Annotated in this window: 24 protein-coding genes; 20 read left to right on the plus strand and 4 right to left on the minus strand. The window is 66.4% G+C overall.

Translation table 11 applies throughout. The features are described 5' to 3' along the window. Positions 1-92 precede the first annotated feature (92 nt). The 3 genes from DPR14_RS17040 to DPR14_RS27475 are packed head-to-tail and all read left to right on the plus strand — an operon-like array spanning position 93 to position 1,346. Positions 93-959, plus strand: a complete 867-nt coding sequence (locus DPR14_RS17040; RefSeq protein WP_158046224.1) for a transglutaminase-like domain-containing protein — start codon at positions 93-95, stop codon at positions 957-959. Next, entirely contained in the window at positions 956-1,189 is a 234-nt protein-coding gene (locus tag DPR14_RS17045; RefSeq protein ID WP_246148263.1) for a hypothetical protein, read from the plus strand. Before DPR14_RS17040 ends, DPR14_RS17045 begins: the two co-directional genes overlap by 4 nt. Beyond that, positions 1,182-1,346 (plus strand): hypothetical protein, encoded by a 165-nt coding sequence (locus tag DPR14_RS27475; RefSeq protein ID WP_192498990.1) that lies wholly within the window; start codon positions 1,182-1,184, stop codon positions 1,344-1,346. The genes DPR14_RS17045 and DPR14_RS27475 overlap by 8 nt, the downstream gene beginning before the upstream one ends. Before the next feature lie 21 nt (positions 1,347-1,367). Here the strand turns inward: DPR14_RS27475 and DPR14_RS17050 are convergent, their stop codons facing one another. Together DPR14_RS17050 and DPR14_RS17055 are read right to left on the minus strand one after the other, a co-directional pair. Next, positions 1,368-1,700, minus strand: a complete 333-nt coding sequence (locus DPR14_RS17050) for a hypothetical protein (RefSeq protein ID WP_192498991.1) — start codon at positions 1,698-1,700, stop codon at positions 1,368-1,370. A 44-nt stretch (positions 1,701-1,744) separates the two neighbouring features. Continuing rightward, on the minus strand, positions 1,745-2,011 hold the full coding sequence (locus DPR14_RS17055) for a hypothetical protein (RefSeq protein ID WP_158046225.1): 267 nt from the start codon (positions 2,009-2,011) through the stop codon (positions 1,745-1,747). Positions 2,012-2,636: 625 nt separating this feature from the next. On the opposite strand from DPR14_RS17055, the gene DPR14_RS17060 reads away from it, so the two are divergent. The 5 genes from DPR14_RS17060 to DPR14_RS17080 all read left to right on the plus strand — a co-directional run bounded on the left by DPR14_RS17060 (position 2,637) and on the right by DPR14_RS17080 (position 8,469). Continuing rightward, positions 2,637-3,947, plus strand: coding sequence for a hemopexin repeat-containing protein (locus tag DPR14_RS17060; protein WP_158046226.1), 1,311 nt, complete (start codon positions 2,637-2,639; stop codon positions 3,945-3,947). A gap of 35 nt (positions 3,948-3,982) precedes the next feature. Next, positions 3,983-5,443 (plus strand): hypothetical protein, encoded by a 1,461-nt coding sequence (locus tag DPR14_RS17065; RefSeq protein ID WP_158046227.1) that lies wholly within the window; start codon positions 3,983-3,985, stop codon positions 5,441-5,443. A 46-nt stretch (positions 5,444-5,489) separates the two neighbouring features. Then, positions 5,490-7,070, plus strand: coding sequence for a hypothetical protein (locus DPR14_RS17070; RefSeq protein ID WP_158046228.1), 1,581 nt, complete (start codon positions 5,490-5,492; stop codon positions 7,068-7,070). Positions 7,071-7,141: 71 nt separating this feature from the next. Then, entirely contained in the window at positions 7,142-7,906 is a 765-nt protein-coding gene (locus DPR14_RS17075) for a peptidoglycan-binding protein (protein WP_211103796.1), read from the plus strand. Positions 7,907-7,911: 5 nt separating this feature from the next. Further along, complete coding sequence (locus DPR14_RS17080) at positions 7,912-8,469, plus strand: hypothetical protein (RefSeq protein WP_192498992.1); 558 nt, start codon at positions 7,912-7,914, stop codon at positions 8,467-8,469. A gap of 11 nt (positions 8,470-8,480) precedes the next feature. Here the strand turns inward: DPR14_RS17080 and DPR14_RS17085 are convergent, their stop codons facing one another. Next, complete coding sequence (locus tag DPR14_RS17085; RefSeq protein WP_158046230.1) at positions 8,481-9,545, minus strand: cytochrome-c peroxidase; 1,065 nt, start codon at positions 9,543-9,545, stop codon at positions 8,481-8,483. A gap of 288 nt (positions 9,546-9,833) precedes the next feature. Here DPR14_RS17085 and DPR14_RS17090 point away from each other — a divergent pair, with 288 nt between their 5' ends. Beyond that, positions 9,834-10,388: a histidine phosphatase family protein gene (locus tag DPR14_RS17090; RefSeq protein WP_192498993.1), complete on the plus strand. Its 555-nt coding sequence runs from the start codon at positions 9,834-9,836 to the stop codon at positions 10,386-10,388. Between the two features lie 94 nt (positions 10,389-10,482). After that, on the plus strand, positions 10,483-12,177 hold the full coding sequence (locus DPR14_RS17095) for a methyl-accepting chemotaxis protein (protein ID WP_158046232.1): 1,695 nt from the start codon (positions 10,483-10,485) through the stop codon (positions 12,175-12,177). On the opposite strand, the gene DPR14_RS17100 is transcribed toward DPR14_RS17095, so the two are convergent. Next, positions 12,152-13,252 (minus strand): glycerol dehydrogenase, encoded by a 1,101-nt coding sequence (locus DPR14_RS17100; protein WP_158046233.1) that lies wholly within the window; start codon positions 13,250-13,252, stop codon positions 12,152-12,154. The two genes, DPR14_RS17095 and DPR14_RS17100, sit on opposite strands and share 26 nt — an antisense overlap. Before the next feature lie 125 nt (positions 13,253-13,377). On the opposite strand from DPR14_RS17100, the gene DPR14_RS17105 reads away from it, so the two are divergent. The 10 genes from DPR14_RS17105 (at position 13,378) to DPR14_RS17150 (ending at position 24,144) form a co-directional block, all read left to right on the plus strand. Next, positions 13,378-14,271 (plus strand): LysR substrate-binding domain-containing protein, encoded by an 894-nt coding sequence (locus tag DPR14_RS17105; RefSeq protein WP_211103797.1) that lies wholly within the window; start codon positions 13,378-13,380, stop codon positions 14,269-14,271. Between the two features lie 357 nt (positions 14,272-14,628). Then, positions 14,629-15,987 carry an NAD(P)H-dependent oxidoreductase gene (locus DPR14_RS17110; RefSeq protein WP_158046235.1) on the plus strand — a complete coding sequence of 453 codons (1,359 nt, stop codon included), beginning with the start codon at positions 14,629-14,631 and terminating at the stop codon, positions 15,985-15,987. 58 nt (positions 15,988-16,045) lie between these two features. Further along, on the plus strand, positions 16,046-17,071 hold the full coding sequence (locus tag DPR14_RS17115; RefSeq protein WP_192498994.1) for a DctP family TRAP transporter solute-binding subunit: 1,026 nt from the start codon (positions 16,046-16,048) through the stop codon (positions 17,069-17,071). Further along, the gene (locus tag DPR14_RS17120; RefSeq protein ID WP_158046237.1) at positions 17,068-17,616 is read left to right on the plus strand and encodes a TRAP transporter small permease; all 549 of its coding nucleotides are present in this window, start codon (positions 17,068-17,070) and stop codon (positions 17,614-17,616) included. Before DPR14_RS17115 ends, DPR14_RS17120 begins: the two co-directional genes overlap by 4 nt. Further along, the gene (locus tag DPR14_RS17125; protein ID WP_158046238.1) at positions 17,613-18,884 is read left to right on the plus strand and encodes a TRAP transporter large permease; all 1,272 of its coding nucleotides are present in this window, start codon (positions 17,613-17,615) and stop codon (positions 18,882-18,884) included. Before DPR14_RS17120 ends, DPR14_RS17125 begins: the two co-directional genes overlap by 4 nt. 126 nt (positions 18,885-19,010) lie before the next feature. Beyond that, entirely contained in the window at positions 19,011-19,904 is an 894-nt protein-coding gene (locus tag DPR14_RS17130) for a DMT family transporter (RefSeq protein WP_246148265.1), read from the plus strand. Between the two features lie 275 nt (positions 19,905-20,179). Beyond that, complete coding sequence (locus tag DPR14_RS17135; RefSeq protein WP_211103798.1) at positions 20,180-20,650, plus strand: 2,4'-dihydroxyacetophenone dioxygenase family protein; 471 nt, start codon at positions 20,180-20,182, stop codon at positions 20,648-20,650. 93 nt (positions 20,651-20,743) lie between these two features. Then, positions 20,744-21,832 carry a TRAP transporter substrate-binding protein gene (locus DPR14_RS17140; RefSeq protein WP_158046240.1) on the plus strand — a complete coding sequence of 363 codons (1,089 nt, stop codon included), beginning with the start codon at positions 20,744-20,746 and terminating at the stop codon, positions 21,830-21,832. A 117-nt stretch (positions 21,833-21,949) separates the two neighbouring features. Beyond that, positions 21,950-23,083: an iron-containing alcohol dehydrogenase gene (locus tag DPR14_RS17145; protein WP_158046241.1), complete on the plus strand. Its 1,134-nt coding sequence runs from the start codon at positions 21,950-21,952 to the stop codon at positions 23,081-23,083. 53 nt (positions 23,084-23,136) lie between these two features. Then, positions 23,137-24,144 (plus strand): dihydrodipicolinate synthase family protein, encoded by a 1,008-nt coding sequence (locus DPR14_RS17150; protein ID WP_158046242.1) that lies wholly within the window; start codon positions 23,137-23,139, stop codon positions 24,142-24,144. Positions 24,145-24,164: the final 20 nt, after the last annotated feature.

Consider the following 24,164-nt stretch of genomic DNA (forward strand, 5'->3'; position numbering starts at 1 on the left):
GCCCTTGCCGTCCGCCGGCACCGACTGGCCCATGTCATGCAGGGGCAAAACCGCCACCGACATGCCCGGCATCAACACGAAGGAGCCCAACCATGAAGATCAAGGTCGGATACGAGCTGGTCTACGAGTGTCCCCAGCCGACACCGATGCTCCTGATGCTCAACATCCATTACACCCGCGCCTCCGACATCGTGGTGCCCGACCACCTCGTCACCGAACCGCCGGTGCCGATCACGGCCTATCGCGACGGGTTCGGAAACTGGTGCAGCCGGATCACGGCGCCCAAGGGCGTGACGCGGATCAGCACGACGGCCGTGGTTCGCGACAGCGGCAAGCCCGACCTGGTCGTTCCGGAGGCCCGGCAGCACACGCTGGAGGAACTGCCGGAGGAGGCGCTGGTGTTCCTGCTGGCCAGCCGCTACTGCGAGACCGAGCTTCTCAGCGACGTCGCCTGGAAACTGTTCAGCGGGACCAAGCCCGGATGGGACCGGGTGCAGGCGATCTGCGACTTCGTCCACGAGCATATCAAGTTCGACTACATGCAGGCCCGGGCGACCCGGACGGCCTTCGAGGCCTATAACGAGGGCGTGGGCGTCTGCCGCGACTATGCCCATCTCGCGATCACTTTCTGCCGCTGCATGAACATTCCGGCGCGTTATTGCACCGGCTACCTCGGCGACATCGGCGTGCCGCCGCCTTACGGCGTGATGGATTTCGCAGGCTGGTTCGAAGCCTATCTGGGCGGCCAGTGGTACACCTTCGACGCCCGCAACAACACGCCGCGCATCGGCAGGGTCCTGATCGCCCGCGGGCGGGATGCCGTCGACGTCGCCATCAGCACGACATTCGGCCCCAACACGCTGACCGGCTTCACCGTGTGGACCGACGAGATCACCTCTGACGGCAAGCCTGTTCCTTTGGCCAGTCCCCCTGGCCGGCACCTGGGAGAACAACAATGACGAACCGCCGCAGCAACACGCCCGCACGGGTCATGTCCGAAGTCGGCCACCACAAGTACGAGGTCGGACAACTGGTCGACTTCACGCCGGCCGCATCGCCCCGCGAGAAATCAGTGGGCCGCTATGAGATCGTCCGCCACCTTCCGCCGGAAGGCGCCGACAACCAATACCGGGTCAAGAGCGTGCAGAACAGCCAGGAGCGGGTCGTTCGGGAGAGCCAGCTTGGCTGATTTGAAAAGGCACGACGTGGAAGCGCTCGCCCAGAAGCTTTACGAGGCGAGCGCTCCCGACGGGGTTCCGTGGGCTGAGCGCAGCCTCGTGGTGAGGGATCCCTGGTTGGCGACCGCACGGAAAAGGCTGCTCCTGGACGGCCCGCCGGGCATCTGACCGGCAGGACTTCCGCCGGGATCAGGTCTCGCCGGCGCCCGGCGGCTCCCCTTCCGCCGGAGGGTCGCCGGACAGGCGCCGGATGTCCTCCAGCGCACTCGCGATCAGTTGCTTGTGCCGCGGATCGTGACCTTCCGCGGTCCCGGCGAAGAGGGTGATGAGATACAGGGCCTTCTTCCCGGCCTCCTCCCACGTCGTCGAGGGACCGGCGCCCAATGCCTCTTCCAGTTCGTCCTGGTGGCGGCGAAGCGTCGCCCGGTCCTCCTCGACCTCGGCGGTGTGCCGCCGGTCTTCGGTGGCTTTCTGGGCAGCCATGCCTCTGTGGGAGTCGAGTTCGACGGGGTCCGTCGTCATGCCGATCCTTTCAGGTATCAGGCGTTCTCGCGCCTCGGGGTGAATCACCCTTTTCCCGCTTCGTCCCGTTGCCGGGCTTCTTCCAGTTCGACGGGATCGATCACGGCGACCTGGATCAGGTTCGCCTGGCCGGGCGGCGGGGGCAGGAACATCAGGGTCTCGGTCCGCCGATAGGCGGGGAAAGAGAGCCCTTCGATGAGTTCCTCATGGGTCTCGACCTTATAGGTTCCCGCCGGCAAGGGTTCATCGAAGCCGCTCAGTCGGAACGGATTGTTGAAGGTGATGGTGCTGAGCACCGTGCGCTGAGTCATGGTCCGCCTTTCGCAGCGCCAATCCCGGCATGCTCCGGATCGGAGCCGCATCGGGAGCGTCATCCCTCCATGACATGTGGGAACTGCCCGGGAGTTTTGCATCGAATCAATTGCCATCGGGAGCCGGCCGCCCCGCGCACCGTCCGGTCTGGAAGTTACCGTAAGCCATTTAGGTGTTAAGCACCTAGAGATGGTGGAAATCTGCTCACAGAAAATGCATTTTAGTCTTACGGATCGGATTTGGATTGCAAGTTAATCCAGAAGAGAAGCGTGTGCTATGAGAGAGAGTCCGGCGCTGGTCGATCCTGAGATTATCATTCTATAGAACATTGCTGGATTCATCAGGTGCATTCAGCATTGGGCATAAAAGAATGCTGCTGCACGTAGGTCGGGTATAGCGAATCCGCACCCGACAAGCAGAAGTTCCGAGTTAAAGGTGAATTTAGAGAATCATTACCCGACAAGTGAAAGCATCGGTGTCGGGTGCCGCCTCGCTATACCCGACCTACGTTTTCAAAAAACAATTTTTTGGGCCGGAAGTGAACTGCTTCACATGAATACTCCGCAGACTGAGTGATCATTTTCTTCTGGGATATGTCACGACGACTTCCTGAGGGGATACATCATGCCAAGTCAGCTTACCGGATCGGTGGCATTGCCCAGCGATGAGTGCCTGCTGTTCTCGGACAATGTCTACCATGTGCTTGACGCTGTCACCGGTATGGTCGGCGACGGGCCGCTGCCGGTCACGGACCGCTGTTCCGGGCTCTGGTCCATGGGGAAGGTCGTTCCCGTCTACTGGGGCTGCGGCAAAGTGTTCTTCTTCAACGGTCCGGAGTTCGTGCGCTTCGACCTGAACACGCAGCAGGTCGACTATCCCGAGCCGCGCATCGTCGCCCATGGCTGGCCGGGCTTGTGGCCGTCGGGGATCGATGCCGCCTTCAACGCCGGCAACGGCAAGATCTATTTCTTCAAGGGCGGCGCCTACATCCGATACGACATGGCGCTGGACCGCGCAGACCCGGGATACCCCCGCAGCATCGCCGGGAACTGGCCGGGCGTCTGGACGGACGGGGTGGACGCCGCGCTCTGCCCCGACGGGCTCACCGTCCTGTTCTTCAGGGGCACCGAGCACGTGATCTATGATCTCCTGAGCGACGCCGTCGTCGCCGGGCCGCTGCCCAACGACCGGCTGATGATCGATCCCCTGCCCTCCGGCCTCATGCGGCCCGCCCGCGAACTGACGCCGGAACAGGCCAACGGCATCGTGGCGCACCTGGCGCAGCGTGGACAGCTGACGCTCAAGGAAGGCCAGAACCCGCTGAGGCTGGCCGATGACGGCCGGATCCTGTCCCCGACACCCCGGCAGCGGATCGCGCTGGCGCCGGCCGTGGTCGCGGGCGTGCGCTATGTCAACAAGCTGAACCGCGCCGCCGACGTCATCGACAATGTGGATCAGCGGATGGCCGTCGCGCTGTGGCGGCTCGCCCGCTGGGCCAACGCATCCGGCCCGGACGTCGATGTCATCACGCATCTGGGGATAGGCCATGGCGGACCGAACCTGGACGACTGCCACAATCTCGGACGCGCGATCGACTTCGCCGGCATCGAGGGGTCGCTTTCCGGCCGGCCCTTCGCCCTGGACGTGCTGCGCGACTGGGGCGGCCGGCCGGAAAGCGACCCGGGCAGCTACCGCCTGAGCGAGGACGACGAACCCGCCTGGGAGCTTTTCAAGCGGGTCTATGCCTTCGGCACTTTCGAGTGCGAGTGCCGCGGCGCGGGCAAGGACCCCTGGCCGCCGACCGAGATCGGCGAAGGGGGCTATGTGATCTGCCCCGATTACCACGGCGCCGGCACACCCGACGAACTGCGCCTGCGCCGGCAGCACTCCGACCACATCCACATGCAGATCGGCCCTACCCGCGGCGCCTGGTGAGGCGCTTTGGTCAACCCGCAGAAGGAAGCTTTGCAATGGCCTATACCCTGAACGAGCTTGGCCGCACGCTGCGCGCCCAGCTTGCCGAGATCGTCACCGGCGGCGATGCCACGGCGGCGGCCGCCGCGGACAGCTTCATCACCTGGTGCACCCCCGGCATGCCCATGGAGGAGTCGGACTTCGACTTCGCGGCGAAGGGGCTGGGCACCGGAGCCACCGCCGAGGAGGAGAAGCGGCTGCTGCAACAGGCCTATGTCTTCTCGACCCTGGTCGATTTCATACCCGACGTGTCGGGGCTGCTGTCGATCGACAAGCAGGTGGCGGTGTTCCGCACGTCGCAGGCCCGCCTGTCCCACATGTACGGCGAAATCCTGCGGCTGTCGAAGGTGGTCGACCAGGAGCTGTCGCCCGAGAACCTGGCCAAGCTGGAGCGGTGGCGCGGCAAGCTGAAGACGACACGCAAGATCAAGGACTTCATCACCGACGAGGAAAAGGAGGTCACCGAGGATTCTCCGGCGGTGGCCGCCTACAACAAGTATTTCGCGGACTTCCTCGCCGCCCGCCTCGAATACAACAACAAGCGCATCCAGGCGGCGGTCGCCACCGGCGCCGAAGGCAAGGCGGCCGTGATGGATTGGTCGTCGAACCAGCCGCTCTACCGCATGAAGGTCAGCCAGGCCGAAGGCAACTGGGCGGCCATGGGCTACCGGAACGAGGTGGAGCAGCTCTGGGCGGCGATCGGCCAGATGACGGCCCGCAGCATGAAGCTGTGGAAGCAGCGCCTGCTGGAATCCTTGGACGATTCGAAGGTCGCGGCCGTCGGCCCGGGCCAGACCTTCCTGTACGCGATGCCGATACCCGGCAACTTCGCGAACGCCAAGGGCTGGACGGAGTACAAGGTCTATTCGAACAGGCTCACTTCGGAGATGGAGCAGAAATCCAGGTCGTGGAGCGCCGGAGGGTCGGCCGGCTGGGGCCTCTGGCATGCCAGCGCCGGAGTGCAGAGCCAGAGCTCGCAGTATTCCAGCGAATTCTCGGTCTCCAACTTCGAACTGGGCTTCGAGCTGGCGCAGATCCCGATCACCCGGGCTTGGTTCTACCCCGAATTCTTCATGAACCGGGGCTGGACGCTGGACCGGGGCCGCGGGTGGAATTACGACCAGTTCCCATCCGACGGCGCGAACCCGCCCAAGGGCAACTTCGTCGGCTATCCGACCTCGATCATCTTCGCGCGCAAGATCAACATCAAGTCGTCCGAGTTCGCCTCGGCCTACCGCGCGCATACCAGCAGCCTGTCCACCAGCGCCAGCGCCGGCTGGGGACCTTTCACGATGCGCGGCAACTATTCCTCCTCGGAGAGCGGCCGCAGCTACGAGAGCAACGCTTCGGGTGAGTCGATCACGGTACCGGGAATGCAGATCATCGGTTTCGTGAACCGGCTGGTGCCGAAGAGCCCGAATCCGTTCCCCGACATTCCGGCCGAAGCTTTCGAGTAATACCGGCGGTATCCGGCAGAAGCATTCGTCATCCGAGGACACGATCATGGACGCAGCGGTACAGCTTGCCCTGATGGAGAAACTGAAGGCCGTTCTGGCCGAGCCGGGGACCTTCATCTCCTTCCCCACCGTGCCGCTCTCGTTCACGAGCGACGGGCTGGCGTCGATCATCGACGGGGCGCAGACACCGGGGGAGCTTCAGATCCAGACGTCGTGGCTCGGTGCCGTCAACCAGGTACCGAGCGGCGAGATGCTGATGAGCCTGAGCGACCGCTACCTGTGGAAAGCGTTCGCCGATGTCGTCCACAGCCCCGTGAAGCTGGCGCAGGGCAACTTCTCGGCAGAGGACCAAGCGGCGCTGACCGCGGCGGAGGCGACGCTCTATCGCGCCGACCCTGCCACCGGCCAGCGCATGCCGTCCGACAAGCTGAAGGCTTACGACCAGCATCGGGACGTCTGGTTCGGCTGGAACCAGACGCTCCGCAAGCGGGAGATCGAGGTCGCGGATTCGGCCGATCCGGAAGAGCGGAACTACTGGGACGAGGTCGAGCGGCCGACCTATCTCGGCAAGATCCGCGAGGCGGAGGATCTGTGGCGCGTCGCCGGTTTCCGCCAGGAGATCGATGCCGCCTACGGCATGGTCAAGGCGTTCGCGGCGCGCGGTCCCAGCCAGTCCTGGACCCAGTGGGGAAGCAGGCTGTCGCTCGACATCGATACCCAGAGCGACATCAACAGCGTGAAGTCGGTCCCCACCGGCTTCAGCCCGGTCGACTTCATGAATGCGGGCACCTGGCCGTCGTTCACGCTCGGCAACGGGGAGGTCGGGGCGCTGCTGGCGCGGGCACCCGCGGACCTGCTGCAACGCTTCGCCGTGACGGGAGTGTCGCCGGACATCGTCAGCGTATCCTTCGAGTACACGTCGGTGACGATCCTGCGGGACTGGTTCGCGCCAGAGGTATTCCAGGCCCGCTTCTGGCGCTTCACCGATGAAGGACGGCTGCTGTCCGACGGCGCCACGCCGCCCCGGGGCGAGCTGCCGGGCTATATCGCCGCCGTGGTGTTCCTGCGGAACCTGGTCGTCGAACGCCGCGCCGGCAGCCAGCCGGAGCCGCCCCGGCCCGGCCTCGTCATCAGCCCGTTCATCGGGCTCCGCCAGGACCGGATCGCCGTCGCGCCGGCCCCCGGCGGGGTCCGGCCGCCGCCCCGGACGGTGACGGTGCGGGATCATCGCGTGGGAACACCGATCCGGGCCGGCGGTGGAGTGCCGACGGTCCGGGCCGCCGCGATGCAGCCTGCCGTCGCCATGCGCCTCGCCGGCATCGCGGGCGCGGCGGAGGTCCGTCCCAGGGCCACGGCGGTCAGCGCGGAGCCGCGCGTCGCGGCGCTGAAGGCCCAGACCTTCAGCCGGCTCGACACGAAATACGCCGACATCGCCTCCGTCGAGCGGGAACTGGCGGTCCGGCGTCCAGGAATCCGGCCGCTGCCCTTTCCCCGGCCCGGGCAGCCGCCGCCGGCACAGGTCACCCGCCAGACCGCCTTCACGGACGGCGACATGGGGGTGCTGGCCTTCGTCTGCCGGTCCCTGCCCCGCTGCCCCGATCCCGATCCGGCGCTGGTGTGGACGTGACGGCCGTCGCCGGCTGAAGAACCCGAAGAACCGCGCCGTTCAGCATTCCCATGAACCTGAGAGGTCGACCCATGTCTTTCACCGAGCTTGTCAACGTTCCGGCCGGCATCAACCCAGACGTCAGCAGCGCCAAGCAGGCGACCATGCTGTCCCTGCTCGGCAACCCGCGGCAATCCTATGACCAGGAATGCCGGGAAGTGACGGATATCAGGCTGGCGTCCATGATCGTCTTCCGGCCGGTGGGCCGCCTGAGGGTCCGGGGACTCCGCCCGGCGGTCGACTCCCTGGAAAGGGTCCTTGCCGACATCCAACGGGAGGAGCCGGCAATCCATGCCGTGCTGGGCCATGTGGGCATGCTGTGCGCCCGCAATGTCCGGGGCTCCAATACCGCGATCAGCAACCATTCCTGGGGGACGGCCATCGACCTCACGCTGGAAGGAATCCTCGACCGGCGGGGTGACGACAGGGTGCAGGTCGGCCTGACGAGGATCGCGCCGATCTTCAATGGACACGGGTGGTTCTGGGGTGCCGGCTTCCGCACCGAGGACGCCATGCATTTCGAATGCGGCGACGAGCTCATCCGGCAATGGCACCGGGACGGATTGCTGCAGGGATTGGCTCCGGCCACTGTGCCGGACCCGGTGCTGAGCCTGGGCGACCGTGGCCCCGAGGTGGTGGAGTTGCAGAGGAAGCTGAACGAATTCGGTGCCGGGCTGGTCGCGGACGGGATCTTCGGACGCGGCACCCACGCCGCCGTCATGGCTTTCCAGGCACGGAACGGACTTTCCGCCGACGGTGTTGTAGGCCCAATGACGCGCAGGGCTCTGGGTCTTTGATGGCGATGCGGAAACTGCAAGGCAAGGCGGCCCGGGTGGCCGGGGCGGTGGGCATGATGCTCGCCGCCCTGCCCGCCGGGGCGCAGGTCAGCGACTACACCTCCGTGGCGGAGGGCGGCTGCCGGCCGCCGCCGCCGGAGATGGGTGCCGTCTACCAGGCCCTCGACCTGGGGGTGGAACTGTGCGGAGCTCCGCCGGGCATCGACCTGCTGCTCGTTTCGTCCGACCGCAGCTCATGGCTCGACATCGCGCGGGGCGACCGGATCTGGACGACCGAGGACGCCGTCGTCTATGACCGGCCGGTCGGCGATTTTCCGAATATAGGTGCGGAGAAGGTAGAATGGCGGCTCGCTCCCGGCAGCCAGCCCGGCGCGCTGATCTTCCGCGTCGCGGGTGAGGCGGAGGGCGCGCGACGCACCCTCCTGTTCGTCGCCAGGATCGAGTCGGACGCGGCTTGCCTGCTCGGGCGTGTCGCCACCAACGAGGAAGCCAGGGCCCTCGCCGACGGTCCGGGGACCTGCGACGAGGAAAACCAGCTGCCTCTCAGGCCGCGATTCCCGTAGGATCGGGAGGTTTACCGGCGCGGAACCGGGATACGGGCCGCGCCGCCGTCCTCGACGCCCGTGAGCGTCTTCATGAACTCGACAAGGTCCGTGCGGCCCTGCTCGTCGAGTTCCAGCGGAACCATCGCCGGGGACCGGCTCGGGCGGGCGATGCCCCCCTTCTCGTAATGGACGACCACATCGTAAAGAGTCGACGACGAGCCGTTGTGCATGAAGGGCGGGCGGACCGCCACCGACCGGAGCGTCGGGGTCTTGAAGGCGTACTGCATCATCCCGTCCGCCTTGTCCTGCCGTCCGCGGCCAAGATCGGTGGTCGTGGTGCCGATATCGTGAAAGGCATCGTCCGTGAAGCGCCAGCCGCCGTGGCATGCGGAGCAACCGGCCGCGGTGTTGAACAGCAGAAAGCCGCGCTTGGCGGAGTCGGAGATGGCGGTCTCGTCGCCCTCCACCCAGCGGTCGAAGGGAGCGACGCCCGGCTCGATCGTCCGCTCGTAGGCGGCGATCGCCGTCACGATGGCATCGATATCGATGGAGGAACCCGGCAGGGCCGCGCCGAAGGCGGAGACATAGTCGGGCACGGCGCGGACCCGTTCCTCGATGACCGCGACCTCCACCGGCGTGTCGGTCTCGCGCATCGACATCGATCCCGTCGCGATGGACGACTTGGCCTGCGCTTCGAGGGTGGCGCTCTTGCCGTCCCATCCCACCGGCGCGCCGTCGGCATGTCCGAGACCGACCAGGGGCTGGGACTTGCGGGAAGTCGGCTTGCCTGAATCGTTGAGGCTGCGCGGGTCGGTCGCGGCCCAGGCGGCATCGGGGAAATGGCAGCTTCCGCACGAGGTCTTGCCGGAGGCGGACAGCCTGGTATCCCAGAACAGGCGCCCGCCGAGATCGACGAGAGCCTGGTTCGCGACCGCGAGCGCGGCCGGGCGTCGATAGGCCTCCTTCAGCGCATCGAGTTCCTCGCCATGATCCGCCCGGCCCTGGGCCAGGACGGGCGGCGTTCCCAAGCCCTGGACAAGGGCGATCATCGCGGCGCCGAACCCGACCGCGAAAAGTGTCTTAGTGATGCGCATAAAAATGCCTTTGCTTAAACCCGCCGGTCAGCGCGAAGAAACTTTCAACCTTGACCGGCGTTCATCTCTCGTCCCGCAATACAATATGTGGCAGACCAACTGTACAAGTATGACTTTGTTACTATAGATCAAAATTCTTAAATAAAACTCTATTAACTGATGTTTAATCTCTTCAGATAAACATCCGTGAAGACACAAAAAGTCAACGGAGTTTTCAAAATGTGCGTAAAATATGCTAAAATTTCGATGATGGCGATGACCGTTGTCGGCGGAATGCTTATGACTTCGATGAGCGCCCAAGCCGAGGAGCTGAAGGGCGACGCCTTGTTCTCGGCCCTCAAGAACGGCGGCTACGTCATCTACATCCGCCATGCGCTTTCGGACACGTCGCAGAACGACGCCGACCCGATCGACGTGGCGAACTGCCAGACCCAGCGCAACCTGTCGGCTGCCGGCAAGGACCAGGCCCGTGCCATCGGAAAGGCCATGCAGGAGCGCGGCATCGCGGTCGACGCGGTGATGACCAGCGCCTATTGCCGCGCCAAGGAGACCGGGACGCTGGCGTTCGGCGACATCCAGACCTCCGACGCGCTGTTCTACAGCCTCGGACTGTCCAAGGATGACGCCGCCAAGGCCGCCGACCAGCTCAAGAAGATCATCGGCACCGCCCCGCCGGCCGGCAAGAACACCGTCCTGGTCGGCCACACGTCCAACATCAAGGAAGTCGCCGGCGTCTGGCCGAAGACCGAAGGCGGCGCCTTCGTCATGGAGCCGAAAGGCGCCGGAAACTTCGCGGTCGTCGGCTCTTTCTCCGCCGAAGATCTTATCAAGACCGCCAACTGAAGTCGTGGCCGGCGCGGAGGCGATCTGCCGGCGCCTCCGCGCGGCTGCTGGTTCGCGAAAGCCGGATACCGTCATCGACGAGGTCGCCATCACTATGAGATTCGCTCCGCTCACGCTCCGCGCCCGCCTGATGGGTTTGCCGGCGATCGCCCTGGTGGTGCTCGTCGTCCTGGCCGGCGGCGCCATTTACATGTCGCATACCGAAGGCGAGGCGATCGCCGGTATCAAGACCCGCGAAATCGCCCGCAACGAGGCCGTCACAAGGTTCCTTGCCGACCTCTCGCGGACCCAGCGCATGCTTTCCGAGATCCTGGGGACGGGCGAGGGAGCGGACGCCGAGCGGATCTTCGAGCAAGGGCGGGCCGCCATGGACACGGTCCGCGCGCTGACGGACAGCTTCGCCCAGCAGGGCGCGCTCTTCGCCGGCGATCCCGAGATAGCCTCGGTTCATGCCGACGCCGCCAAGGAGGCCGCCTCCTACCGGAGCGCCGTCGTCTCCGCCCTCCAGCTCGCCACCGCCGACCCCGAGCTGGCCGCTCCGCAGCTCCAGCGGGCCACCCGCTCCTATGTTAAGCTGGTCGAGCAGATGGGACGCGCGCTCGACCTGACCGGATTCGGCCTGTCGGGGGAACTCAACAAGCTCGGCGACGGCTCGGAGCGGATGGCCACCGTCCTGGCGGGAATCACCGTGCTGTCCATCCTCGTGCTGATGCTGGCGAGCTGGGTGATCTACCGGAACATAGCCGGCAGCCTGCATGCGGTGACGGGCGTGATGGGCAAGCTGGCCCGCAACGACCTTCAGGTCGAGGTAAGCGGCCAGGAGCGGTCGGACGAGATCGGCGCGATGATGCGGGCGGTCCAGGTCTTCAAGGACACCATGATCCGCACCCGCGAGATGGAGCGGGAGTCGCGGGAAGCCGAGGTGCGGGTCGCGGCCGAGCGCAAGGCGGCGATGCTCCATCTCGCCGACGCCTTCGAGGCGAGCGTCAAGGGCATCGTCGAGACGGTAGCCTCCGCCGCGACCGAGATGCAGAGCACCGCGTCGGTGATGACCCACACCGCGGACACCACCAGCCAGCAGGCGACGGCGGTGGCCGCCGCGTCGGAGCAGGCGTCCGCCAACGTCCAGACCGTGGCCGCCGCGACCGAGGAGCTGTCCTCCTCCATCGCCGAGATCGGCCGGCAGATCAACGGTTCCAGCCAAGTCGCCAACCTGGCGGTGACCGAGGCGAGCCGCACCAACGAGACCATGAAGGTGCTGGTCCAGGCGGCCGAGCAGATCGGCCAGGTGGTCGAGCTGATCAACACCATCGCCGGCCAGACCAACCTGCTGGCGCTGAACGCCACGATCGAGGCGGCGCGCGCCGGGGAGGCCGGCAAGGGCTTCGCGGTGGTGGCTTCGGAGGTCAAGTCGCTGGCGACCCAGACCGCCCGGGCGACCGAGGAGATCAAGTCGAAGGTCAGCGAGATCCAGGGCGCCACCAACGGAGCCCAGCTTGCGATCGACGGCATCGGCAGGATCATCGGGCAGATGAACGAGATCACCACGACCATCGCCGCCGCGATCGAGGAACAGGGCGCCGCCACGCGCGACATCTCCTCCAACGTCAGTCAGGCGGCGCGGGGCACCGAGGAGGTCTCGTCCAACATCACCGGCGTGACCCAGGCCGCCGGAGAGACCGGAGCCGCGGCATCCCAGGTGCTCGGTGCCTCCGAGGGCCTGGCGCGAGAGGCGGAGAACCTGCGCGGCGAGGTCGCAAGCTTCATCGCGAACATCCGGGCCGCCTGACGGCCGCCCGGCCGTCCAGGGCGCGCATGGCCCGGACCAGGTCCTCCGCGGCGAGAGCGCGTTCGAAGTTGCGGGCGTGCGGGGCCTGGAGGGTCAGCTCGGCGATGACGGCATAGTCGTCCTCGGTCGGAACGGCGAGTCCCAGGTCGGCAAGCCCGCAGGGGAGGCCGAGCGCGCGGTAGAAGGCCAGATGGTCATCCATGAAGGGCGGATCACGTCCTTCGAGCAGGAATTGGACCAGCAAGGCGTAGGCGACCTGAAGGCCGTGCAGCGCCCCGGCCAAGGCCGGCACGGCGGACAGGCCGCGGGTCATGGAATGGACGATGGACAGCCCGCCATTCTCGAACGCGAGGCCGCTCCACAGGACGGTCGCCTCCACCACGCGCTCCACCGCCTCGTCGGTTTCCCTCCGGTCCACCGCCGCGAGCGCCGCGGCCGCGTGGTCGCGCAGGCAGCGGTAGCAGGCATCGCCGAGGACAAGGCCCGCTTGCGACGGACGGCTTCCGTAGATGTTCCGCCCGCCGCTACGGGCGCATTGCGCCGCCTCGAAGGACTTGACCAGCGCATCCCCGATGCCGGCGAGGAAAAGGATGCGGGGCGCCCGGACGATGACAGCGGTATCCACCAGCACCAGCGCGGGATTGCGCGGCAGCTTGTCGACGCGGAGCAGGCGGTGGTCCTCGTCGTAGAGCACATAGACGTGGCTGGTCGGCGCATCGTTCGAGGCGATCGTCGGCAGGCTCGCCACCTCGGCCCCGAGCCGGGCCGCCAAGCCCTTGCCGGCGTCGATGCATTTTCCGCCGCCGGCCGCGATGACCACGTCCGGGCGTCGGCCGCCGAGCGCGCCGAAGAGCCGGTCGATCTCCCCGGGCGTGATCTCGCCCCCGAAAGCCAGCTTGCCGAGGGCGACGCCCGCGGCATCGCAGCTCGCGGCCACCCGCCCGCCGACGATCCCGTCGACCACGTCGTCGGCGACGAGCACCGCGCTCTTGCCGAGCCGGCCGATCTCCTCCCCGATCCTGTCGAGCGTTCCCGGACCCTGGATGTAACGGCCGGGAGAGCCGAAGATGATCATGCCTGTCCTTCCATCCGCCAGCGCGCGACCCCGCCGGGCCGCCGTCAGGGACCAAACTATCAACGGTACGGCGAAACCGATAAGCTCATTCCGGGTAAACCGGGGGTGGGTCACGAATGATTCCGATGCGCGCCATCAGCATGTTTCACGCGACCGTCAAGGCGGGCAGCATATCGAGCGCGGCGCAGGAACTCGGCGTCACGCCGTCGGCGATCAGCCAGCAGATCCATTCCCTGGAACTGTTCCTCGGGACGTCCCTGATGGTCAAGGTCGGGCGCCAGGTCAAGCTGACCGAGGCCGGCGAACGCTATTTCGAGATGATCTCCAACGGCGTCGACCAGATCGCCGAGGCGACGCACCGGCTGCGCGGCCATCGGGCGGCGACGGTGCTGACGGTCCGCGCGGCACCGACCCTCTCGACCAAGTGGCTGCTTCCCCGGCTCGGCTCGTTCATCGGGAAGCATCCCCAGATCGATGTCCGGATCGACGGAACCAACGAGCCCACGAACTTCGACCGGGAGGACGTCGACGTGGACCTCCGCCACGGCGAGGGCCGCTGGCCCGGGCTTTTCGTCGAGGGGCTGGCGGAGGAGCGTTTCTTCCCCGTCTGCTCGCCGAGCATCGCGGCGGCCGGAAGCCTGCAGCCGGCGGATTTCTTCCGGCATCGCCTGATCCACTCGGTCAAATCAGCGGTCCAGTGGAATCACTGGTTCGCGACGGTCGGCATTTCCCCGGAGCAGCGCTGGCAGCGGGTCCTGTTCGACCGTTCGCACATGGTGGTGGATGCGGCGGCCGGCGGTCTCGGCATCGCGCTCGAGAGCAACATGATGATGTGGCACGAGCTGCGCGACGGGCGACTGGTTTGCCCCGTGCCCAATCCGCCGCCGATCACGGCGGTCACGCAGTGGATCGTCTGTCCCCCGGATCGACTGCGCCTGTCCAAGGTCCGCTCCTTCATCGAGTGGCTCCGGGCGGAGCGTGACGCATGGCTGGCCGAGGTCGCCGCGGCCGGTTCCTGACCCCGGCTCCCATCGTTTAGCTGACCTAACAAACGGTCCTGGACATCTAAATTGTGGTGCCGCCGCAGACCCGCGTAGCATGGTCGGCAAGAAATGAGGTCCCGCAGAGGCCCTCCCGCAAAACAATACGACCCGCCAGCGCGGGACCGGTGAGGAAACGAGACAGAAACCATGCAGAACCCGGAAGCCCGGGAACCGTCTTGACGGGCGCGCCGTCCGCGCGCCGCCGGTTCCCCCAGCCACCCCTGACCGTCCCGGTTCCAAATCCGGGTAGCCGCCGGCCGCGTCGCCCGCAGGCGGCATGAGGAGACGCGTCTCCTCCCGGCCCCCTCAATCAGCATTCTGGAAGGATTCAAGATGAACCTCGCGTCCAAGCTTCTCGAACGGGCCTCGGCTACCGGGCCGGTCCGGGTCGGCATCATCGGAGCCGGCAAGTTCGGTTCGATGGTGCTTTCCCAGGCCCAGAAGATCGAAGGGTTCCATGTGGTCGGCGTCGTCGATCTCGACGTCGCCAAGGCGCGGGAGTCGATGAAGCGGGTCGGCTGGCCGCAGGAGCGCTGCAGCGCCGCGAGCATGGGCGAGGCGATCCGAAAAGGAACCACCTGCGTGACCGACGACGTCGCCGTCCTGATGGGATGCGAAGAGGTCGAGTGCATCATTGAGGCAACCGGACACCCGATCGCCGGCGTTCGCCACGCCATGGCGGCGATCGACCACGGCAAGCACATCGTCATGGTCAACGTCGAGGCCGACGTGCTCTGCGGGCCGCTGCTCGCCGAACGCGCCAGGGCCAGGGGGCTGGTCTATTCCATGGCCTACGGGGACCAGCCGGCGCTGATCTGCGAACTGGTCGACTGGGTCCATGCCTGCGGGTTCGAACTGACGAGCGCCGGCAAGGGCATGAACTTCGAGCCGCGCTACCGCTACTCGACGCCCGACACGGTCTGGAGCTTCTTCGGGTGGACGGAAGAAGAGGTGGCGAAGGGCGACTTCAATCCAAAGATGTACAATTCCTTCACCGACGGCACCAAGGCGGCGATCGAGATGGCGGCCGTCGCGAACGGCACCGGCCTCGACTGCCCCGACGACGGCCTCGCCTTCCCTCCCGCCGGTCTCCACGACCTGGCGCGCGTCTTCCGCCCGGCATCGGACGGCGGACGCCTGGCCCGCAGCGGCCTCGTTGACATCGCCGCGAGCCAGGAGCCGGACGGCAGGGAGGTCATGAACAACATCCGCTACGGCGTCTTCGTGACGTTCAAGGCGCACAACGAATACTCCCGCGCCTGCTTCAAGCAGTACGGGCTGCTGACCGATCCGTCCGGCTGGTACGCCTCGATGTGGCGGCCCTTCCACATCATCGGCCTGGAAACCTCCGTCAGCGTCCTGTCCGCCGTCCTGCGCGGCGAGGCGACAGGCTCGTCCAAGGAGTTCCGCGGCGACGCCGTGGCGACCGCCAAGCGCGACCTGAAAGCCGGCGAAATGCTCGACGGCGAGGGCGGGTATGCGGTGTGGGCGAATGCCATTCCGGCCACGCGCAGCCTTGAGGCATCGGCGCTCCCGATCGGCCTCGCCCACAATGTCAAGCTGAAGCGGCCGGTGGCGCAGGATACCATCGTCAGCTTCGATGACGTGGAGTTGGTCAGCGACCTGGATGTGGTCGATCTCCGCCGGACCATGGAACGGCAGTTCGGCAAGACAAAGAGCGAGGCGGCATAGGTTTCCACGAACGCGCAAACCCAGGCCAAAAAGCCGGGCCAAAACAGGGAGGAAAGCAATGGACAAGTCAGCTGAAGGATTTAACCGCCGGTCGGTTCTGGCGTTCGGCGCCGCAGCCGCGGCGCTCACGGTGATCCGGCCGGGTTCCGCCCGCGCGGCGGCCACGATCAGGCTGGCTGTCGCGGACCCCGCCGGCTCGTCGGTTGGCAAGGCCGCGGCGCGGTTCGCGGAGCTGGTCCGGGACGCGACCGGCGGTGCCGTGCAGATCATGGTCTTTCCCGACGGCGTCCTGTTCGGCAACGACCAGAACGCGGCCGTGAACCAGCTCGGCAGCGGCGCGCTCGACGGGCTGATCCTGGCAAGCAGCGTCTACGCCTCGTTCGAGCCGCGCATGAACGCGGTCAGCCTGCCCTACCTGTTCTCCGACTACGACCAGCTCAGGAGCTATCTCGCCGGCGCGCCCGGACAGGAACTGCTCGGTTCGCTCGACCGCTTCAAGGTCGTCGGCCTCGGCATGATGCTGCGGACCTTCCGTAACACGACGACGCGGGACCGGGCGATCACCCGGGTGGAGGACTTCCAGGGTCTCAAGGTGCGCGTTCCGAACAACCAGCTCTTCGTCCGGCTGTTCAGGGCGCTCAACGCCAACCCGACGCCTATGGCCTTCTCGGAGGTCTACACCGCGCTCCAGCTGGGCGCGATCGACGGCCAGGAGAATCCCGTCGAAGTGCCGCTCAACAACCGGTTCTACGAGGTCCAGAAGCACCTGAACCTGACCCGGCACGTGGCGGACTCCTACCTGCTCGGGCTCAGCCGCCCCGCGTGGCAGCGCATTCCGGAAAACCAGCGGGAGAACGTGCGCGCCGCCGCGGCGAAGATGGCCGAGGAGCACGATGAGAACGAGATCCGGCAGGAGGCTTCGATCATCGCCGCGCTCCGCGAGAAGGGCATGACGGTGAACGAGCTTGGAGCCGGAGAACCCCAGAAGCTCCAGCAGATCGCGGCCGGCCTCTATCCCGAGTTCTCCGACAGCATCGGGAAGGAGTTCCTGGACAAGAGCCTTGCCTTCGTGGGCAAGTCGTGACCAGCGTCGGTTATCGGCAGATGCGGCGGCAACGGGCGAACCTCGACCACCTGATCTGGCGAGCGGTCGACGCCTTGCTCTTCGTGATCGTGCTGGGCCTGGTGGTCACGGTCTCGTGCCAGGCGTTGAGCCGCCTGACCGGCGCTTCCGCCCCGTGGACCGAGGAGCTGTCGCGTTTCCTGTTCATCTGGACGGCATTCCTCGGCATGGCGACGGGTTTCCGGCGAGGGGAGCACCCCAGCATCACCTTCCTGATCGACGCCCTGCCGGGTTGGGCCCGGACGGTCTCGCATTGCCTGACCGCCGTCTCGACCACCGTCCTGTTCGCCATCATAGGCTGGAACGCCGTCGGGCTGCTGACGCAGCAGATGGATTTCGGCGAGACGTCCCCCGTGCTCGGCATCGGCATGTGGATCGCGACGGTGCCGCTGATCCTGGGGTCGGTCCTCGCCATAGCGGGCTGCCTGACCGAGGTCCTCGGCAAGACCGAGGCCCGGCACGGCGGAACCGACGCCACCAGCCTCGACCGGGAGAGCGGTCCATGAGCCTCATCCTGCTGACGATCTTCCTCGGGCTTGCGTTTCTCGGCGTGCCGCTGGCCGTGGCGCTCGGCCTCGGTGCGGCGGCCACGCTCTGGTACCACGACCTGCCGCTCTCCATGGTGACGCAGTCGATGGCGACCTCGATCAACTCCTTCCTGCTGATCGCGGTGCCCCTGTTCGTCCTGGCCGGCCACATCATGGAACGGGGCGGCCTTTCGGAGCGCATCTTCAGCGCCGCCGAGGCCTGCGTCGGGCGCTTCAGGGGCGGTCTCGGCCATGTCAACATCCTGTCCAGCTTCGTCTTCGGGGGGATCTCGGGCTCGTCGGTGGCCGACATCGCCAGCATCGGGCGAATCACCATCGGCGCGATGACGGCCCGGAACTATCCCCGCCCCTACTCCGCCGCCCTGACCCTGATCACCTCGACGCTCGCGACACTGGTGCCGCCGAGCATCCTCATGATCGTCGCGGCCGCGGCGGCGGGACAGTCCGTCGGGCAGGCGCTGGCGGGGGGCCTCGGGCCCGGCATCCTGCTGGTCGTGGCGCTGCTCGTCTACAACGCCGTGGTATCGAAGGCGAAGGGCTACGGGACGCTGCTCCCGTTCGACCCCTGGGCCAACCTGAAGGCCATCGCGCGGGCCCTGCCCTCCCTTGGCGCGCCGGTCATCATCCTGACCGCGATGTTCACCGGGATCGTCACCCCGACCGAAGCGGCCGCCCTGGCGGTGCTCTATACGCTGGGCGTCGGATTCCTGGTACACCGCGAGATCGCCCTGGCCGACCTGCCGGAACTGCTCATCGGCGCCGGCCGGACCGCGGGGACGGTTCTCCTGATCCTGATGGTCGCCAGCACGGCCACATACGTCTTCACCATCGACATGCTGCCGTCCAAGGCGTCGTCGTCGATCATGGCGCTGACCACCGACCCGAGGCTGGTGCTCCTGCTGATGGGCCTGATCTTCCTGGCCGTCGGCATGCTGATGGACATCGTGGCGGCGGCCCTGATGCTGATTCCGATCCTGATGCCGGCCGCCATCCAAGTTGGTGTCGATCCGCTGCACTTCATCGTCTTCATGGTCGCGGCCCTCGCGATGGGGCTGGCGACTCCGCCGGTGGGGACCTGCCTGTTCGCCACGGCCCAGGTTTCCGGAGTTCCCATCGAACGCCTCGCCCTGGCTGCGGCGCCCTTCTACCTGGTCAACATCGTCGTCCTGACGCTGATCGCCTTCGTGCCGCAGGTGGTGCTGTGGCCGGCGCAGTTTCTCACATAAGAACGATCCGGGGAGCCCGGCGGCGCGTCCGCCGCGACGCATGGCTGGGTTCTCCGGTCTCGCCCAGGAGCATCGGCATCGGCTATCGAGAAGGCGATACTCCGTTGCTCAAGGAATGATGCCGCCGTGCCTTCCAAAAACCGCCTCTTCGACCAGGTGTGGCTTCTGCTGATGCTGCCGCCGCTGTTCTGGGCCAGCAACGCCATCGTGGGCCGGGCCGTGGCCGGCACGGTGCCGCCGGTAGGCCTGGCGTTCTGGCGGTGGACGCTGGGTGCGCTGCTGATCCTCCCCTTCGCGTGGCGGCACCTGAGGGCCGACTCCGATGTGCTGAAACGGCACTGGGCGGTGGTATGCGCGCTGGCCCTGCTGGGCATCGCCGTCTTCAACACCCTGGTCTATCTCGGCCTGAACACCACGTCGGTGCTGAACGCGGTCATGATCCAGACGGGTATTCCGCCGCTGATCGTGCTGATGAGCTTCCTGATGTTCCGGGACCGCGTTTCCGCCCTGCAAGGGGCGGGTATCGCGCTGTCGCTCGCGGGGGCGCTGACGCTGATCTCCAAGGGCGACCCCGGCGCGCTGATCCGGCTGGACCTCAATCCCGGCGATCTCTGGATCTTCGTGGCGGTGATCTGCTATGCGGGCTACACGGCCCTGCTGAGGCGGCGCCCGGCGGTCCATGCGTTCAGCTTCCTGTTCGCGACCTTCGCGGCCGGCGCCGCCATGATCCTGCCCTTCTACGTGGGGGAGACACTCGGCGGCCAGCCGTACGAGGTGACGGCGCTGGCGGTCGGGGCCACCGTCTACGTGGCGCTGTTCCCGTCGATCCTGGCCTATCTCTGCTTCAACCGCCTGGTGGCGGTGGCGGGACCGAACCGCGCCGGGATGTGCATCCATCTGGTGCCGGTTTTCGGAACGGTGCTGGCGATCCTGTTCCTGGGGGAAACGCTCCATGTCTTCCATGTCGCGGGCATCGCGCTGATCGCGGTCGGGATCGTGCTGGCGACGCGCCGCCGATGAAACGGCCGTCAAACCAGGAAATTCCCACGTCATACCAAAGCAATACTGCCCTTCATGGTACCCGGCATCGACGGAAGAGTTTCCCACGAAACATAGACGACGCATAAGGACAGTTCCTACAATCTCCCGCAGGAATCATGACGCCGCGCGGGACCCAGGCGGACAACCATCAGGATCGAATCACGATGACCCAGTCTCCGAACCATTCGGCCCCAGGCCAACCGGCCGTTTCCCCCATCAACGAAAGATGGGCTCCCTACCGGCACCCGCAGCCGGTGGATTCCCCGCCCGAGCTGGTGATCCCCAATGCGATCCCCACCGACGAGCGCATCTGGGTTCCGGTCGAGGAGAATGTCTGGTTCCGGCCCCTGCTGCTCGCCGCGTCGCGCGGCTACTGGATGAACCTGCTGCGCGTCAGGAAGGCCGGCGTGCTGTCCCGCCATCGCCATCCCCAGCCCGTGCACGCCTTCGTCCTCAAGGGCGAGTGGCGCTATCTGGAGCATGACTGGGTCGCGACCGAGGGCTCCTATGCCTATGAGGCGCCGGGCGAAACCCACACGCTGGTGGTCGACCCCCACGTGGAGGAAATGATCACCCTGTTCCAGGTCAACGGCGCCATGATCTATGTGGACCCGGACGGCAAGACGCTGGGCTACGACGACGTGTTCACCCGCATCGAGAAGTGCCGGGCCTATTATTCCACCAACGGTCTGGGAGCCGACTATATCGACCAGTTCATCCGTTAGGTGCCAAAGACTTTCCGGCAAAGCTGTTGCACACCGGCGCGTGTACGGCTAAGCCGAACAAAATCAACGAACAAACCGAACAGGGAGACGTTCATGAAACGCCGTCAATTCCTGACGACCGCCGGCGCGGGCATCGCGACCGCCGGCGTCGCGGCCCCCGCCATCGCCCAGAGTTCGCCGGAGATCCGGTGGCGGCTGACCTCGGGCTTTCCCAAGTCTCTCGACACCATCTATGGCGCGGCCGACCTGCTGTCGAAGTATGTTTCCGAGGCGACGGACGGGAAATTCCAGATCCAGCCCTTCGCGGCCGGCGAGATCGTCGGCACCTTCCAGGCGCTCGACGCGGTCGGGAACGGCACGGTGGAGATGGCCCACACGTCGTCGTACTATTACGTCGGCAAAGATCCCACCTTCGCCTTCGCCAGCGCCGCTCCCTTCGCGCTGAACACGCGCCAGCAGAACGCCTGGATGTACTATGGCGGCGCCCTCGAGCTCTACAACGAGTTCTACAAGAAGTTCAATGTGTACATGCTGCCGGGCGGCGCCACCGGAGCCCAGATGGGTGGCTGGTTCCGTAAGGAAGTGAACACCGTGGCGGATCTCAAGGGGCTCAAGTTCCGCATCGCCGGCCTGACCGGCGAGATCCTGTCGAAGCTCGGCGTCGTACCGCAGCAGATCCCGGGCGGCGACATCTACCCCGCCCTGGAGCGCGGCACCATAGATGCGGCCGAATGGGTCGGTCCCTACGACGACGAGAAGCTCGGTTTCCAGAAAGTAGCGCCCTATTACTACTATCCCGGTTTCTGGGAAGGAACCGGGATGATCCACTTCTTCTTCAACCAGCAGAAATGGGACGAGCTTCCGAAGAACTACAAGGCCATCCTCCAGGCGGGCGCGGCCTATGCGAACGTGGATATGGTCGCGAAATACGACGCCAAGAACCCGGCGGCGCTGAAAAGGCTCGTCGCAGGCGGCGCGCAGCTGCGGCCGTTCTCCCAGGAGATCCTGGAAGCCTCGCTGAAAGCGGCACAGGAGGTCTATACCGATCTATCTGCCAAGAATGCCGACTTCAAGAAGATCTACGAGTCGATGCGCGCCTTCCGCAACGAGGAATACCTGTGGTTCCAGATCGCGGAATTCTCCTTCGACAACTTCATGATCCGCTCGCGCTCCAAGCTCTGATCGGCACGACCGACCTGAGCCCGCAGGGCCTCGAAGACGTCCCGGCCCCTGGCCGGGGCGGCGAGCGATTCCATCGCCAGCAGCACAGTTCCCATCCATCCAGCCGGTACCAGCACCATGTCGATGATCTCCTACCTGACGACAATCCGTTTCGAATTCGGCGCCATCAACGGCATCCAGCAGGACCTGACCGATCTCGGGATCCGCAAGCCCCTGATCATCGCCGACGAGGGGGTGGTGAAAGCCGGACTCGTCGGCAGGATCACCGCCCTGTTGGAAGGCGGCGGCGGACTGCCCGTTTTCACCGGCACGCCGACGAACCCGACCCAGGAAGCGGTCGAGGCGGCGCTGTCGATGTATCGCGAGCAGGGCTGCGACGGCCTGATCGCGGTGGGCGGCGGCTCCCCGATCGACCTTGCCAAGGGCGTTGCCCTGCTGGCTTCCCATGACGGTCCGCTCGAACACTATGCCGCCATCCTCGGCGGCATTCCCCGGATCACCTCGGCCGTCGTGCCGGTCATCGCGGTCCCCACGACGGCCGGCACCGGAAGCGAGGTCGGCCGGGCTTCGCTGATCACGCTGAAGGACGGCCGCAAGCTCGGCTTCATCTCCCCGCACCTGATCCCGAAACGGGCGGTCTGCGACCCCGAGCTGACGCTCGGCCTGCCGGCCTGGCTGACCGCCGCGACCGGCATGGATGCCGTCACCCACTGCGTAGAGACCTATCTCAGCCCCCGCGACAACCCTCCCGCGGAGGCGATCGCCCTGGACGGGCTGAAGCGGGCGGTCGACAATATCGAGAAGGCCACCGCCGACGGCTCCGACCGCGACGCGCGGTACCAGATGATGATGGCGGCCCTGGAAGGCGGCCTCACCTTCCAGAAGGGCCTCGGCGCGGTCCATGCCCTGTCGCATCCCCTGGGAGGGCTCAAGGAAATCTCCCTCCACCACGGCACCCTCAACGCGGTGATCCTGCCGGCCACCCTGCGGTTCAACCAAAGCAGCGCCGAGGCGAAGTACGCGGCCATCCGCTCCACCCTCGGCCTGGCGCCCGACGCCGATCTGGCCGACTACTTCGCCCAGCTCAGCGGCCGGCTCGGCCTGCCGAAGACTTTGAGTGAGATGGGCGTTTCCACCGCCATCGTGCCGGGGATCGCGCGGGCAGCCGTCGAGGATCATTCCCACGCGACCAATGCCCGCCCCGCGACGGTCGAGGACTACGAGCGGATGCTGACCGAGGCGATCGGCTGAAGCCCGGCGGCGCTCCACCGGCTCCCCCATTCTCTCGCGGACAGGAGAACGTGATGTCGACTTCCCAGCACGATGCCCGGGCCGACCGGCTCTGGGTCCCCCTGCTCACCCAGTACCGGCGGCAGGGCGGCGCGGTCGAGATAGATCCGGACCGTACCGCCGCGCATCTCTCGTTCATCCGGCCCTGGGTCGGCCAGTTCCTTCTAGCCGGCTCCACCGGGGACGGCTGGGAGATGAGCCTGGAGCAGCTTCTGGTGCTCGTCCGTCTCACCAGCCGGCGCGATCTCTTCGAGGGCAGCCGGTTCCTCGTCGGAGCACTTCGGCCGACCACCGAGGGCGTCGTCGAATGGGCGCGGGCAATCGAGAGCACGCTGGACGAGATGAGGACCACCGCCGGCGAGTTCCGCGGCCTGGCGGTCTGCCCGCCGGTCGATGCCAACGCCAGCCAGTCGGACATCGTCACTCACTACGAGCGGGTCCTCGCGGAAACCCGCAGCGACATCGCGGTCTATCAGTTGCCGCAGGTCACCCACTGCTCGATCGAGCCGGACACCATGCGTTCGCTCGTGGGAAACCCGCGGATCACCATGTTCAAGGACACCAGCGGAAGCGACGCGGTGGCCCTGTCGGGGTTCACCGGACCCTTGATGGTGCGGGGAGCGGAAGGCGGTTATGTCGATAATCTGAAGCCGTCCGGACTTTACGACGGATGGCTGCTGAGCACCGGCAACGCCTTCGGGTCCCAGCTGCGCCGGATGATCGACCTGCTGGACGCCGGGCGGCAGGAGGAGGCCAAGGCGGTCTCCCGCGTGCTGACGGTCGTGGTGAACGAAATGTTCCAGGCGGCGGGGAAGCTGCCCTTCGGCAATCCCTTCTCCAATGCGAACCGGGCGGTGGACCATCTCTGGGCCCATGGCGCGGGGTGGGCCGACGCACCGGCTCCGCTGACCATCTCCGGCAACGAGATCCCGAGGGAGCTGCTTGAAGCCGCGTCGGACATCGTGGGCCGCTTCCCCACCCTGCCGGAACGGGGGTATCTGGGCCGCGGCAGCGATCGCTGACGCCGACGAGGGATATCCCG

Source organism: Skermanella pratensis, assembly GCF_008843145.1.
Classification (GTDB): Bacteria; Pseudomonadota; Alphaproteobacteria; order Azospirillales; family Azospirillaceae; genus Skermanella; species Skermanella pratensis.